At 33.0% G+C, this 13732-nt stretch carries 15 protein-coding genes; 7 read left to right on the top strand and 8 right to left on the bottom strand.

Translation table 11 applies throughout. From position 1 onward, the window contains the following. Positions 1-77: 77 nt before the first annotated feature. Entirely contained in the window at positions 78-536 is a 459-nt protein-coding gene (smpB, locus tag SJY34_RS04675; protein WP_400079379.1) for an SsrA-binding protein SmpB, read from the bottom strand. 152 nt (positions 537-688) lie between these two features. On the opposite strand from smpB, the gene SJY34_RS04670 reads away from it, so the two are divergent. Beyond that, complete coding sequence (locus SJY34_RS04670) at positions 689-1450, top strand: DUF6503 family protein (protein WP_400079377.1); 762 nt, start codon at positions 689-691, stop codon at positions 1448-1450. On the opposite strand, the gene SJY34_RS04665 is transcribed toward SJY34_RS04670, so the two are convergent. The 7 genes from SJY34_RS04665 to clpB form a co-directional block, all read right to left on the bottom strand. After that, complete coding sequence (locus SJY34_RS04665; protein WP_400079375.1) at positions 1436-2332, bottom strand: histidine phosphatase family protein; 897 nt, start codon at positions 2330-2332, stop codon at positions 1436-1438. The two genes, SJY34_RS04670 and SJY34_RS04665, sit on opposite strands and share 15 nt — an antisense overlap. 76 nt (positions 2333-2408) lie before the next feature. Continuing rightward, complete coding sequence (gene deoD, locus SJY34_RS04660) at positions 2409-3107, bottom strand: purine-nucleoside phosphorylase (RefSeq protein WP_400079373.1); 699 nt, start codon at positions 3105-3107, stop codon at positions 2409-2411. Positions 3108-3135: 28 nt separating this feature from the next. Continuing rightward, positions 3136-3798, bottom strand: a complete 663-nt coding sequence (gene deoC / locus SJY34_RS04655) for a deoxyribose-phosphate aldolase (RefSeq protein WP_400079371.1) — start codon at positions 3796-3798, stop codon at positions 3136-3138. 233 nt (positions 3799-4031) lie between these two features. After that, positions 4032-4520 carry an acyl-CoA thioesterase gene (locus SJY34_RS04650; protein WP_400079369.1) on the bottom strand — a complete coding sequence of 163 codons (489 nt, stop codon included), beginning with the start codon at positions 4518-4520 and terminating at the stop codon, positions 4032-4034. Between the two features lie 52 nt (positions 4521-4572). Then, on the bottom strand, positions 4573-5169 hold the full coding sequence (locus SJY34_RS04645) for a TetR/AcrR family transcriptional regulator (RefSeq protein ID WP_400079367.1): 597 nt from the start codon (positions 5167-5169) through the stop codon (positions 4573-4575). 74 nt (positions 5170-5243) lie between these two features. Then, the gene (locus SJY34_RS04640; protein ID WP_400079365.1) at positions 5244-6107 is read right to left on the bottom strand and encodes a TraB/GumN family protein; all 864 of its coding nucleotides are present in this window, start codon (positions 6105-6107) and stop codon (positions 5244-5246) included. Positions 6108-6269: 162 nt separating this feature from the next. Continuing rightward, positions 6270-8876: an ATP-dependent chaperone ClpB gene (clpB, locus tag SJY34_RS04635; protein ID WP_400079363.1), complete on the bottom strand. Its 2607-nt coding sequence runs from the start codon at positions 8874-8876 to the stop codon at positions 6270-6272. A gap of 279 nt (positions 8877-9155) precedes the next feature. On the opposite strand from clpB, the gene ytxJ reads away from it, so the two are divergent. From ytxJ to SJY34_RS04605, 6 genes are all read left to right on the top strand, one after another. Further along, positions 9156-9572, top strand: a complete 417-nt coding sequence (gene ytxJ, locus SJY34_RS04630) for a bacillithiol system redox-active protein YtxJ (RefSeq protein ID WP_400079362.1) — start codon at positions 9156-9158, stop codon at positions 9570-9572. A 155-nt stretch (positions 9573-9727) separates the two neighbouring features. Next, entirely contained in the window at positions 9728-10306 is a 579-nt protein-coding gene (locus tag SJY34_RS04625) for a hypothetical protein (protein WP_400079360.1), read from the top strand. Between the two features lies 1 nt (position 10307). Next, a complete protein-coding gene (locus SJY34_RS04620) occupies positions 10308-11348 on the top strand; it encodes a DUF262 domain-containing protein (protein WP_400079358.1) in 1041 nt (346 codons plus the stop codon). Between the two features lie 194 nt (positions 11349-11542). Beyond that, the gene (locus SJY34_RS04615; protein ID WP_400079356.1) at positions 11543-11749 is read left to right on the top strand and encodes a hypothetical protein; all 207 of its coding nucleotides are present in this window, start codon (positions 11543-11545) and stop codon (positions 11747-11749) included. A gap of 157 nt (positions 11750-11906) precedes the next feature. Next, the gene (locus SJY34_RS04610) at positions 11907-12635 is read left to right on the top strand and encodes a hypothetical protein (RefSeq protein ID WP_400079354.1); all 729 of its coding nucleotides are present in this window, start codon (positions 11907-11909) and stop codon (positions 12633-12635) included. Positions 12636-12800: 165 nt separating this feature from the next. Then, positions 12801-13598, top strand: a complete 798-nt coding sequence (locus SJY34_RS04605) for a hypothetical protein (RefSeq protein WP_400079352.1) — start codon at positions 12801-12803, stop codon at positions 13596-13598. Positions 13599-13732 lie beyond the last annotated feature (134 nt).

The following is a 13732-nucleotide window of genomic DNA, read 5'->3' as shown; positions in this document are numbered from 1 at the left end:
AGACGCATTGTTTGAACCAATGGTTGCCTCAAACATAAATTAAAAAAGTTGTGGTAGAAGTTATAGGAATCTTAAACTTATCGGAAATTTTTCTTAATACGATCTAAATCACGCTTGTTATCACGATCTTTAATCACCTCGCGCTTATCGTAAAGCTTTTTACCTTTACCTAGTCCAATAATGAGTTTAGCGAAGCCTTTTTCATTGATGTATAGCTTAAGAGGGATAATAGCATTACCCTTTACATCCATTTCTTTCTTGAGTTTTTTAAGCTCTTTTCTATTAAGTAGTAATTTACGTTCTGCTTTTGGTTTATGGTTGTAGTAGTTACCAAATGCGTATTCTTCAACGGTCATATTTATTACAAACAGTTCTTCTCTGTCATTAAACTCACAGAAACTTTCGGCAATAGAGGCCTTGCCAGATCTGATGGATTTTATTTCAGTTCCGGTAAGGACAATTCCAGCCGTATATTTATCTAATATCTCGTACTGAAATTTTGCTTTTTTGTTAAGTATGTTAACCGTTTTTTGCATGGAAGGCAAAGGTATGAAAGTAAGTTTGAAGTTTGAAGCTTGAACCTTGAAGTTTTCTAACGAAGACTCGAAGTCTCAAAGTTTCTTGAAATATGTATATAGTTATGTAAACTTGTTTCTAATTTTGCGACTATTAAATTTTTAATATGCTTATGAAATATTTATGTTTTATAGTGATTGCTCTGACCATAGTAAGTTGCAAAAATGAGCCTGAAGTTAAGTCTTTGTTTGCTGATGAGATTATCAATAATTCTATTGAGGTTTCCGGTGGTAATGTTTTTAACTCACCAATTGTTAATATAGAATTTAATTTTAGGGATATTCTATATAAATCTAGTTATACCACTGATGCTAAGGTACTATCAAGATTTATGGTGAAAGAAAATGATTCGATAATAGATTTTTTAAGGGGTGAAATATTTCAACGTTATATTAATGCAAAGTTCACTAAGGTTGAAGACTCTATGGTTAAAAAATATTCGGCTTCAGTGAATTCAGTACACTATTTTTCAGTTTTACCTTATGGTTTAAACGACAAAGCTGTCAATAAAACCTTGTTAGGAGAAGAGCAAATTAAAGAAAAGGACTATTACAAAATTAAAGTAACTTTTGATAAAGAAGGTGGAGGAGAGGATTACGAAGATGTTTTTGTGTATTGGATTGACAAACAGAATTTTAAAGTATGCTACTTAGCGTATTCATATAATGAAGATGATGGTATTGGAATGCGTTTTAGAGAAGCTTACAATGAGCGTTATGTCAATGGATTACGTTTTGTAGATTATAAGAATTATAAAGCTGAAGACCCTGAAACAAAACTTTTCGATTTAGGAATAGCCTTTGAAAATAATCAACTAAAATTAGTGTCTAAAATAGAACTCGAAAATGTTACCGTAGATTTAGTCAACCTTTAAAACTGTCGAAGTTTTTGAATCTCCAGTTACTGTGACGATATACAAGTTTGCATTGTTATTATCATTAATATCATCATATTTCTTTTCGCCTAATAGACTATTTGTAAAGAATGGAGTGGTATTACTATGACCAACAATCAGTACAGTTTTACCTTTTGTTTTTTCTGTAAATTCTTTAGAATTCATATTTCTAGGATCATAGAATGAAACTTCTACGTTATTAGCTTTTGCAGTAGGAGCAGCAGTTTCTTTTGTTCTGTTGTAATCAGTAGAGTACACCATATCAAATTTTACATCTTTTAAGACATTAGCCCAATTATTGGCACGTTTAAGACCAGTTTCTGTTAAGTGAGGATCTCTATTGGTTTTATCTGAACGATCTTTTTCTGCATGTCTTATTAGGTAATAGGTTGTTGTTGTTGTTGTTTCCTCTTCTTTAAATTTATCTTCAAATGGTCCTTCCCAAATGACTTGTTCTATCATCCATTTGCCTTCATCTTTAGAAAGTAAAATATAATCTAATCCCCAAAAACCAGTTACTTTTGCAGCAGCTATGTGGTTACTTATTTCTAGTACTTTTACACTACGCATTTTAGTTTCGGTGCGTATTTTCCCCTTATCCTTTGTGTTCTGAGCCATTTTTAGAGCATTCTCATAAGTTAATTGCTCATAATAATCATAGGTGTCAGTTTCTTTATTTTTCCAATACCCAAATTTATAAAGTCGTGGTTTTAAAGCAGCTTTCAATTTTAATGTATCACCTTGGTAAAAACCGTCTATGTAATTGTTTAGTGTCGCTTCAATTTGAGCTTTATCAGAAGTTTCTTGAGCAACTATTGAAATTGAAAAGAGGAATATTAGTGTGGCTAGAAAAGATTTCATGATCGGAATGATTAGTTAGTACTCTCAAATATAACCTAGAATAGTAGTGATTTCTTTAAAAGTTTGTTAAATATATTTAAGCAAGTTCTAAAGCAATTTCAATCATACTTTTAAAGGTTGTTTCTCGTTCCTTACTTGTGGTATGTTCTCCTGTCACTAAAGAATCAGAAATTGTAAGAATTGCTAATGCATTTACATTGTGCTTAGCTGCTATAGTGTAAAGTCCGGCAGCTTCCATTTCTACACACAAAACACCAAATTTTGACCACTTTTTATAAGATTCTTTATCATCTTCATAGAATTCGTCAGAAGATAAAACATTGCCTGCTTTAACCGGAATATTTTTGGCTCTTGCTGCTTCAACAGCTTTTATAAATAATCCAAAGTCAGCAGTAGGAGCGTAGTCTGCTCCTCCAAAACGTAGTTCATTGACTCCAGAAGTTGATGACGCCGCCATGGCTAAAACTACATCTCTAATTTTGACATGTCTTTGATAAGAACCAGCACTACCAACTCTAATTAGGTTTTTTACTCCATAATCTGAAATTAATTCATTGGCATAAATGGAAATACTTGGCACTCCCATACCTGTTCCCATGGCCGAAACGCGTTTACCTTTATATGTACCTGTATAACCATACATGCCTCTAACTTCGTTAAAGCATTTTGGGTTTTCAAAAAATGTTTCAGCTATCCATTTTGCTCGCAATGGATCTCCTGGTAATAAAATGGTCTCTGCGATTTCGCCTTTTTCAGCTCCTATATGTACACTCATACTGTAAAGTTACATAAAGCGCATGAATTTAGTAAGAAGAATGTGAAGGTTGATTGTTCATCATAGCAACTCCAGCGGAAGCACCAATTCTGTCAACACCAATTTCAATGTATTTTAATGCGGTTTCGGCATCTCTAATACCACCAGAAGCCTTAATTTTTAGTTGGTGACGTACCGTTTTTCTCATTATTTTAACTGCAGTTAGTGTGGCACCACTTTTAGAAAAACCAGTTGATGTTTTTACAAAATCAGCTTTAGCATCAATACAAATTTCACAAGCTTTTACGATTTCGTTTTTAGATAGTTCACTTATTTCAAGGATGACTTTTAAAGGAGTAAGTCCTATAGCGCGCTTTACATTGCTAATATCTTTTAAGACAGCGACGTGGTTTTTACTTTTTAGGCGACCAATATTCATAACCATATCTATTTCTGAGGCTCCTTGTTCTATAGCCTTTTTTGCCTCGAATATTTTAGCTTCCGTTGACATAGCTCCAAGCGGAAAACCAACGACTGTACAAATTTTAACATCAGATCTGCCTAGTGCTTGTTTTGCAATATTAACATAACTGCTATTAACGCAGACAGAAAAGAAATTGTATGTTTTGGCTTCTTCACAAAGCTGAAGAATATCTGCCTCTGTTGCAGAAGCACTTAATAAAGTATGATCTATGTATCTATTTAATTCCATTTATTGTATAAGTAGGGTTTAGACAAAAAATTAGCTATAGTATTCTCTACATAAAGAGGGATTACTAGACAAGTTTTAATTATGTCTTAAGTTTTGTTGGAATTAAATAGCTCGATAAAATTAATCATTTATCCGTTAAAATGAATGTTAAATCTTACATTTTATTATGCATTTCATCGAAAAATTGTTGATAGCTATGAAATCAATTCATTATAAAGCACATAGGAACTGACTTAATTGAGTTTTGCTTTTCTTGTTATTTGTTTTATCCTTTCTTCAAATATGTTTGTTGGCATTGGGTTATGAATAGTGTCGAATAAGGTCATCATAGCATCAGAATGTGTCTCTCTTCTTTGATTCAAGAGATTATAATGGACAAATCCACACCAAATAACAGCTTTTAATTGACTTTTATCTTCATTATACATTCGCATTTCTGCCCTTATATTACTGTGATCAAAATAGATGAGTTGAGATTCTATAGTTATAGTTTCCATTAAAAATGCTGGCTTTAGATATGCAATTTGATTACTGCTAGATACCCAACTTTTGCCTTGGATTTTTGCCATTTTATAAACATCTATATTATAGTTTTTAATAAGCTCATCTTCGCGATGGTTCATAAAGTAATCAATATACTTCCCATTGTTTAAGTGGTTAAACGGGTCGCAATCCTGAAACCTAATTTTTGCTTTGCTTTCAACTGTTTTTGGTAATACCATTTTATTTGATTTTTAAAATATACCAAACGGTATATTTTTGGTTAAAAAAATATTAAGCTTTTAGCTCATTTGTAATCATATCATTAATCTGATCCATGGTGTCTTTCATGTAAAAATCATCATCCAAGGTGTAGGTCATAAAAATAGCACCTTGTATCATGGTATCTATACGTTTAGCATATTGCATGGCATTAATTTCGGTAGAAATCTCACCGGCTTCAATACCATCTTCAATTATCGTGGCTACCTGATCTTGAATACGTTCAATTACTATCCTCACCTTTGCTAATAATTCTGAATTTTGATTGTTGGCGTCAACACCAATATTTAAAACAGGACAACCACCATAAGATTTACTTAATTTATAATAATCTCTATAAAAATCTGAGATTAAATATAACTTTTGAATTGGTGATTCACTTCTAGTTAAATATTCTGCTATCAAGGACATTAGCTTTTTTACGTTATGCTTAAATGCCGCTATTGCTAACTCTTCTTTATTCTTAAAATTGCCATATATAGCTCCTTTAGTTAGACCTGTCGCAGATGTTAAATCACTCATACTCGTAGCTGCGTAACCATTTTTATTAAAAATTGGTGCAACAGTCTCTAATATATAATTAGATGTAAGTTCTGATTTTGTAGTCATATATAACAAAAATAGTAAAAAATATACCAATCGGTATATTTTTTTACTATTTATTTATAATATTGAGGATTATCTTATTCTAAAACAGGTGTTACTTTGTATCCAGCTTCTCTAAGTAGATTGATGACTCCAGTATCTCCTGCTAAATGGCCTGCACCAACTCCGAAGAATGTGGGTTGATCTTTTGCGTATTCACCAATTTTTGATATCCAGTTCTTATTTCTGTTTACCAACATTACATCTTGGTGTTTCGCTATTGAAGAGTCCTCATCGTCATCCATCATTTCAATCATAGCATCGATATTTTCTTCTTTATAGACTTTTAGCATCTTTGCAAATGTTTCTTTATCGTTGGCTAAATTGTCTTTCGCCGTTTTTAATAAATCTGCGACTTGGTCTTCATAAGGAATATCCTCAAAAACTTGCATTTGGTCTTCGATGGTTTCTAATCCATTAATTTCTTCCTCTTGTTCTTTAGCAACTTTTACGAGTTCTTCTTCAAAAGATTGCATTGGGCAATCAATCATTTTAGGATACATCATAGCGATTAAGAAAAAAGGCTTTATGGTTTCTACCATTTTTAATGGCATACCAACTTCTTTCGTTATTAAAGCATCTATAATGGCAAATTCTTCTTCAGATACTAAATCACTGATTTTTTTACCATCTTTCATGTACATACCTCCCATCATTTTAGTTTGCATTGCTGGATCGTCCATATCAATTTCTAAAACAATTTGAGATGTTTCATCTAAAGCTTTCTGTACGTCGGCTTCTAACGTGGCATCACAGGTAATATGAATGGTTCCGAATAAATATGATGCTTTTTCTAAATGGTTACCTTCTATTTTCCAAAGGGTTGAATTTTCTAATTTCTGAGCATTTACAGACAGAATTGATAAGCAGGTTAAAACTAAAATTGATAGTGTTTTTCTCATTATATGTTTTGATTTTGAACTATAAGTAGTAAAAATCTGTAATTTGTTACAAAAGGAAAGCAACACTTCAAACTTTCGAGAGCTACTCGACTTGAATTCAGTGTTGCTTTAACCAACCAATCAATATAAAGACTGTTTTTAACCTATTATGTTACAGTTTGTTTATAATTCTTCTACAACTAAATCTCCTTGATTTCTAAAGACAAGTTGTCCGTCAAATTCATCTAGTAAAATGATGCTATCCGTTGTGACTTTACCAGCGAGTATTTCCTTACTCAACTGATTCAGTACATCTTTTTGAATCACTCGTTTTACAGGTCTTGCACCATATTCTGGATTATAGCCTTTTTTCGCTAAGTAAGCAATAGCCTCTTCTGTAGCATCAAAAGTAATACCTTGTTGCGCTATCATTTTTGTGACGTTTTTCAGTTGTAATCCAACAATCTTAACAATGTTTTCTTTAGATAATGGTGTAAACATTATGGTATCGTCGATACGGTTTAAAAACTCAGGTCTTACGCTTTGTTTTAATAAACCTAGAACATCCACTTTTGCTGCTTCTATTACCGAAGGAATATCCTTTGTAGCTTCAAAGCGCTCTTGTATGATATGACTTCCCATATTAGAGGTCATAATAATGATGGTGTTTTTAAAATCGGCAACTCTACCTTTGTTATCTGTTAAACGCCCTTCATCTAAGACTTGCAATAAGATATTAAACGTATCTGGATGTGCTTTTTCAATTTCATCTAACAATACCACTGAATACGGTTTACGTCGCACAGCTTCGGTTAATTGTCCTCCTTCATCATAACCTACATATCCTGGAGGTGCACCTACCAATCTGCTTACCGCATGGCGTTCTTGATATTCACTCATATCAATACGAGTCATTGCGTTTTCATCATCAAAGAGATATTCCGCTAAGGCTTTTGCTAATTCTGTTTTACCAACACCAGTTGTACCTAAGAATAAAAACGTTCCTATTGGTTTTTGTGGATTTTGTAAACCAGCTCTAGATCTACGAACCGCATCACTGACGGCTTCGATTGCTTCTTCTTGTCCGACTACGCGCTTATGCAATTCGTCCTCAAGTTTTAAAAGCTTTTCGCGTTCACTCTGAATCATTTTGGTAACAGGAATTCCTGTCCATTTTGCCACAACATCAGCAATATCCTCATAAGTCACTTCCTCTTTTATTAAGGATGTTTCTTGTTGTTCGGATAATTCCTTTTGAAATTTCTCAAGTTGTTCTGTAGCATCTTTAATTTTTCCATAGCGGATTTCTGCTACTTTTCCATAGTCACCTTCACGCTCAGCACGTTCCGCTTCGAGCTTAAAGTTTTCAATGTCTTGTTTTATAGTCTGAATGTTTTCTACAACTTCTTTTTCAGATTTCCATTTGGCATTCAGCTCGTTACGCTCTTCTTTGAGGTTTGCTAAATCAGCTTTTAAGCTTTTTAATTTAGATTCATCCTTTTCGCGCTTAATCGCTTCATGCTCAATTTCTAATTGCATTATTTTACGGTCGAGCACATCTAATTCTTCTGGTTTAGAATTGATTTCCATACGCAGTTTAGAAGCGGCTTCATCCATTAAGTCAATGGCTTTATCCGGAAGAAAACGATTGGTGATATAACGTTCTGATAACTCCACAGCACCAATTATGGCTTCATCTTTAATTCTAACTTTGTGATGCGTTTCGTATTTTTCTTTAATACCTCTAAGAATAGAAATGGCGCTTTCTGTATCTGGCTCGTTGACTTGTACTTTCTGGAAACGACGTTCTAAGGCTTTATCTTGCTCAAAATATTTTTGATATTCATCTAATGTCGTTGCTCCAATAGCTCTAAGTTCTCCACGCGCTAATGCAGGTTTAAGAATATTAGCTGCATCCATGGCTCCTTGTCCACCACCAGCGCCAACTAAGGTGTGAATTTCGTCAATAAAGAGTACGATATCACCATCGCTGGTTGTGACTTCTTTAATAACCGCTTTTAGACGCTCTTCAAACTCACCTTTAAATTTTGCACCAGCAATTAAGGCTCCCATATCTAAGGCGAAAATTTGCTTGTCTTTAAGGTTTTCAGGAATATCACCATCTATAATTCTGTGCGCTAAGCCTTCAGCAATAGCCGTTTTACCAGTTCCTGGTTCGCCGACTAATATTGGGTTGTTTTTTGTTCTACGCGATAAAATCTGAAGGATTCTTCTAATTTCTTCATCACGACCAATAACAGGATCTAACTTACCATCTTGTGCTAACTGGTTTAAGTTTTTAGCATACTTGTTCAGTGAATTATAAGTGTCCTCTTGACTTTGAGAAGTAACGCGATCTCCTTGTCGTAATTCCTCTATGGCAGCATTTAAGCCTTTTTCAGTAACACCTTGGTCTTTTAAAATCTGTGCAATTTTGCTTTTAGATTTAAAAACAGCTAACACTAAATGTTCTACAGATACATAGTCATCGTTCATCTTCTTTGCGATGATTGAGGCTTCGTTTAAAGCTTTACTAGCATCTCGAGAAATCATAATGTCTCCACCAGACACTTTAGGAAAGCTTTCTAGTTCTTTGTCCAATACTTGTTGAAACATAGATACATTAACATTCAACTTTTTTAGAAGGAATGGTAGTACGTTTTCATCAACATTGAAAAGCGCTTTAAAAATATGCTCGTTTTCTATGTGTTGATGACCAAAACCTTGGGCAAGCTGCTGTGCCTGCTGTATGGCTTCTTGTGATTTAATGGTATAATTATTAAAGTTCATATTTTATCTTTTTCTGTCATTGCGAGCCTGCCTGTCGGCAGACATGGGCGAAGCGCAGCAATCTCTTTAAAAGATTCTACAACTCACTTCCACGACGCTCAATGAGCAACTCTCTGAATGACAATTTTATTGTTTATGTTTTGCCTATCTTTAGTCAATAATCTTACCAACACAACGAACAAGACAAAATGACTGGTAATTCTAGTAATAGCGTGACGTTTCGTCAGTTTGTAAGATATAAAATAGTTAACGACTTACTTCGTATAATAGTCTATAAATATGGGAATTTTTAATAAAATGTTTGGCAGTTCATCTGAACCATCCTCTTCCGCTAAAGCTTCAAAGAACAAAAAAGAAGAAAAAATATTACCATGGATTGCACTGAATTCAGTAGAGCAACTCGATACTATTGCAGAAAAATCTAAAACCAAAACACAACTTATTTTTAAGCACTCTACACGTTGTGGTATTAGCAGAATGGTAATGAACCAATTTGTATCTGCTTACGATGTAAATGCTAATGCAGACTTATATTATTTAGATCTATTGAGTTATAGAGACGTGTCTAATGAGGTCGGTTTTAAATTCCAAGTGATGCACCAATCTCCTCAGCTTTTAGTGCTAAGGAATGGAGTCGTGGTTGCACATGCGTCTCATGGTGGTATTATTGAGATGGATTTAGAGAAATTTCTTTAAATATACGTAGTTCTACGTATATAAGTTTCTTATTTTATTGCTAGTTTTATAAACGGATAACAGTAATACAAATATTACCATATCCAGACATATTTATGGGATATGAGTAATAAAAGTTACTATATAACATGTTGGCTACAATACTGAAATAGAACTTGAAAGAAGCATTAACACAAGAAATAATAGATTATCATCCAAACTATATTAGTTCGAAATGGGTATTGGAAAGAATACCTCATATTTTCGATAATGATTTGGAAAAATACATTGATTGGAAAGAAAGGCTTGGGAATTTAATAGGAGTTGATGGTAAAGCCATAACTTTTACAGGAAGTGCTGCAGTTGGAATAAGTCTTAACCCTGATAAAAACTTCAGAGTTTTTAGCGACAAATCAGATATTGATGTTGCAATAATTTCAAGTCATTACTTTGATGTTTCTTGGCATCATTTAAGAAATTTAGGTCCAAAAAGGCATAGATTAAAGGGAATAGAAAAATCATCAATAAAAGACCATAGAGAAAGATTAATTTATTGGGGAACAATTGCTACTGATAAAATAATTCAAATATTACCTTTTGGTAAAGAATGGATGCTCGCAATTGATGAAATGAGAAAAATAGACCCAACAAAAGACAGAGAAATAAATTTTCGAATTTATAAGGACTTTGAATCATTAAGAGAATATCAATCAGATTGTATTGGCAAACTAAAGGATATTATAATTACAACATAAAATGGCAGATTTTTTACAAACAACACACAGAGATATTTCTTGGTTTAAACAAGCAGATGAACTCAACCAACTTGAAATGCGACCACCATTCCAAAGGAATTTAGTTTGGACAAAAAAGCAAAAAAGCTTTTTAGTAGATAGTATTTTAAATGGATTTCCAATTCCGGAACTCTATATGCAAGATATAATCCTTGAAGATGGAAGTAAAAATTACATTGTTGTCGATGGACAACAGCGAATTACATCTTGTTTAGAATACATTCACGGAGAATTTGAAATAGATGGAAAAGATAGTCCTTCTCTTGGAGGATTAAGTTTTGACGATTTAAATGCCAATCAAAAAAAGAAATTTTATGGTTATCAGTTTGTAGTTAGAATGTTACCCGAAATTTCAGACTTGGAATTGAGAGAGATTTTTCAAAGACTAAATAGAAATAACGTTGTTTTAAATCCTCAAGAATTGAGACAAGCAACTTATTGGGGAGAATTTATAAACTTAATGAATGGATTGGCTAATCACGATTTATGGTCTAAAATAGACGTCTTCACTTCAACAGACATAAAGAGAATGAAAGATGTGGAATTTATTAGTGAATTAGCAATTGCAGTTTTACACGGAGTTCAAAATAAAAAACAAACTTTAGACAAGTATTATGAATTGTATGAAGAAGATTTTAAAGAAAAATTTGAACTTCAAGATAAATTTGACAAGGTATTAAGAGAGATTACCAAAATCTTGCCTAACATTTCAGATACTCGTTGGTCAAAGAAAACTGATTTTTATACTTTGTTTGTATTGTTAAGTAAATATTCTGAATTATTTCCTTTATCAACTGAAAACAGGGCAAAAACAGCTGAAACTCTTATGAAATTTGCACAAGACATAGATAAATTTGTGAGAGTAGAAAAAGAAGAGGGAGCTGCAGCTGAAATGAGCGAGAATGTTATTCAATATACCCTAAATTTACGAGCGTCATCTGATTTAGGTGCCAGAAGAAAAAGACAAGAAGCATTAGATTCCGAATTAAACCTAATGGGATAAAAGTACAGTAGCCAACAACGTATATAAAAAATAGCGGATTAAGTGCTTAAACGAAAGATAAATAATAAAATAAAGTTAAGTTATTAACCGAAAAGTTAGTGCTTAAAAATCCGCTACTTTTCATATACAAAACCGTTGGCAACAATTTTGACCCGTCCTGAATAAAGGCTAGACATTTAATGAAATTGAAAAAAATGATTACAATATCAATAATTATAACGGCACTCGGATTAATTATCGCTGCAGTAGGAGTGGCATTTTTTAGACATTTCTCTAGTATAAAAACTGAAAAATCATTTGATGATGCCTCTTTAGAAAGGGATAAACTTAAAGATAACATGGAAGCCGAATTTCAAAAAACATTGGTGGAAATGTCAGAACACAGAAGATTCTCTCAATAAAAAAGTTGAAGATGAAACAACCGAAATTATTTCACAATTAAAAGAGAAGTCGCTAGAAGCAAAATTAGCTCTGGGTAAATTAAAATCCCAAACAGATAAAGCAACAACTGAAATATCAACGGAGGTCACAAAACTAAAAGAAACTACCGAAAAGGAAATGGAGAAACTTTCTTATCCGCTTCCATCTGACCTACGTGCAACAACTTTATCCATGAACATAAAGCAAGAGGCATTAGAAGAATATTTACCAAATCTTAGGAATATTTTCGATACTGACTCTCTTTTAAACGAGCATCATGGACAAGGCAAGTATGCACATACGAATAGGTCATTAAAGCACAAAGAAGTCAGCTCTGAATTACTCGATAATTTTGATAATAAATTGATACATATTTCTTTACAGATAGGTGACGAAAACGGTCCATATTCCAACGAAAAAAGAAAACTTATTTGGACATTTAAAACACATATTTCACTACAAAGTGACAAAACGCACTTATTGTACTTTCTTGATTATATTAATAATCCTAAAGAATTTTTTAGACTAGGAATTGGGAGCAACCCATCTGGAGAAAGAATTGATTCAGATGGTAGTTTAAGATTATTTAGCGGTCTAAAATCTGCCATGGACCTTTGTGGTCAAACCGTTTATTTGGGAATTCAAATTGGAGATAGCCAGATTCTAAAGCCACCAATGCTTTCAATCAGAAGTCTTTCATTTAGAGATAATTTCAGTCGAGATTATAATGTTGAATTTACAGGAACTTACACTTCTCGTTCTTATTTGCGGAATGAAAAGTTTGATAAATTATTTCCAGATAATAAAATGCCAGACTATATAGATACTATATATTTAAAAGGAAAAATTAAGTGTCAAAGCTTTTAAATAATAACAACTGTAGCTAACAATTTGTATAATTCATTGCTAGTTATAGCTTACTTACGAAAGTCCTCGAGGACTTTCTATCTGTGATTTATTTGCTAACTTAGTACCTAAACCACGGAACGAAATCATTCACAAGACCCTTGTACAGCATATAAAAACTAACCTTTGAGCTTTAACAAACCTTTCCACAGAAATTATAGACCTGTTTTGAAAACAGGACCACAAGCAGGATATAGTGATTGGGCTTATATCATTGATAGAAATTATTGTAAAAATCCGGAACATTACACCAGAGCGTTTCTAATTATTCAGGAGGACTTGAAAAAGCTATTCGAATTTGTAGAGCCTTGTGACAAAAACTGTTCAACTTACTCATTCCGAATTCACGAACTTTTAATGCGTACTTGTATTGAAGTAGAAGCTAATTTCAAAGCTATTTTAAAAGAAAATATTTTTAGCCCAATTTTTAGTAGTGGTTCGAGACAAGGACAACCGAGGACTGAAAAATATTGGAACACCAATGACTTTAAAAAAGTTAACAAAACGCATCATTTGGATGACTATTCAATTGATTTCCCTTTTTGGAAAGGGACTAAGAACATTAGGGAGCCATTTGTAGAATGGAAATCGAATGGTAATTTGACTTGGTATCAAGCTTACAATAATGCAAAACACGATAGACTTAACAATTTCGAGCATGCAAATTTGGATAACTTATTAAATGCTTTTTCAGGTCTTTGCGCATTACTTTCTGCTCAATTCAGGCATGTGGATTTTCAACCTGGTCCAAATAATCTACAAGCACAAGGATATAACTACTTTGGCGGTGGATTTGGAATTGGAGACTATCTAATGGTTGACTATCCTGACGACTGGAGCGAAGATGAAATGTATTCATTCGACTGGACTCAACTAAAAACGGAACAAAATCGGTTTGAAAAAATTGACTATAATGCGATATGAAATACGCTATACAACATCCAAATAAATCAAATAACAGCTGAAAGCTAGGCTTCGATTTTTGTTCTTTTCTGCCGTCTTTGTTGACTTGTTCATTACATTAAATTTTTAGTACATCTCTTTTTTATTAATCAGAA

The sequence above is a fragment of the Winogradskyella sp. R77965 genome (genome assembly GCF_044594915.1).
Taxonomy (GTDB): Bacteria; Bacteroidota; Bacteroidia; order Flavobacteriales; family Flavobacteriaceae; genus Winogradskyella.
This window is presented reverse-complemented; position numbering and strand designations above follow the sequence as displayed.

What these genes read in the sequence shown, in the direction of transcription:
- smpB (WP_400079379.1), bottom strand. Translation starts at nt 536, where the DNA reads ATGCAAAAAACGGTTAACATACTTAACAAAAAAGCAAAATTTCAGTAC.
- SJY34_RS04670 (WP_400079377.1), top strand. Translation starts at nt 689, where the DNA reads ATGAAATATTTATGTTTTATAGTGATTGCTCTGACCATAGTAAGTTGC.
- SJY34_RS04665 (WP_400079375.1), bottom strand. Translation starts at nt 2,332, where the DNA reads ATGAAATCTTTTCTAGCCACACTAATATTCCTCTTTTCAATTTCAATA.
- deoD (WP_400079373.1), bottom strand. Translation starts at nt 3,107, where the DNA reads ATGAGTGTACATATAGGAGCTGAAAAAGGCGAAATCGCAGAGACCATT.
- deoC (WP_400079371.1), bottom strand. Translation starts at nt 3,798, where the DNA reads ATGGAATTAAATAGATACATAGATCATACTTTATTAAGTGCTTCTGCA.
- SJY34_RS04650 (WP_400079369.1), bottom strand. Translation starts at nt 4,520, where the DNA reads ATGGTATTACCAAAAACAGTTGAAAGCAAAGCAAAAATTAGGTTTCAG.
- SJY34_RS04645 (WP_400079367.1), bottom strand. Translation starts at nt 5,169, where the DNA reads ATGACTACAAAATCAGAACTTACATCTAATTATATATTAGAGACTGTT.
- SJY34_RS04640 (WP_400079365.1), bottom strand. Translation starts at nt 6,107, where the DNA reads ATGAGAAAAACACTATCAATTTTAGTTTTAACCTGCTTATCAATTCTG.
- clpB (WP_400079363.1), bottom strand. Translation starts at nt 8,876, where the DNA reads ATGAACTTTAATAATTATACCATTAAATCACAAGAAGCCATACAGCAG.
- ytxJ (WP_400079362.1), top strand. Translation starts at nt 9,156, where the DNA reads ATGGGAATTTTTAATAAAATGTTTGGCAGTTCATCTGAACCATCCTCT.
- SJY34_RS04620 (WP_400079358.1), top strand. Translation starts at nt 10,308, where the DNA reads ATGGCAGATTTTTTACAAACAACACACAGAGATATTTCTTGGTTTAAA.
- SJY34_RS04615 (WP_400079356.1), top strand. Translation starts at nt 11,543, where the DNA reads ATGATTACAATATCAATAATTATAACGGCACTCGGATTAATTATCGCT.
- SJY34_RS04610 (WP_400079354.1), top strand. Translation starts at nt 11,907, where the DNA reads ATGGAGAAACTTTCTTATCCGCTTCCATCTGACCTACGTGCAACAACT.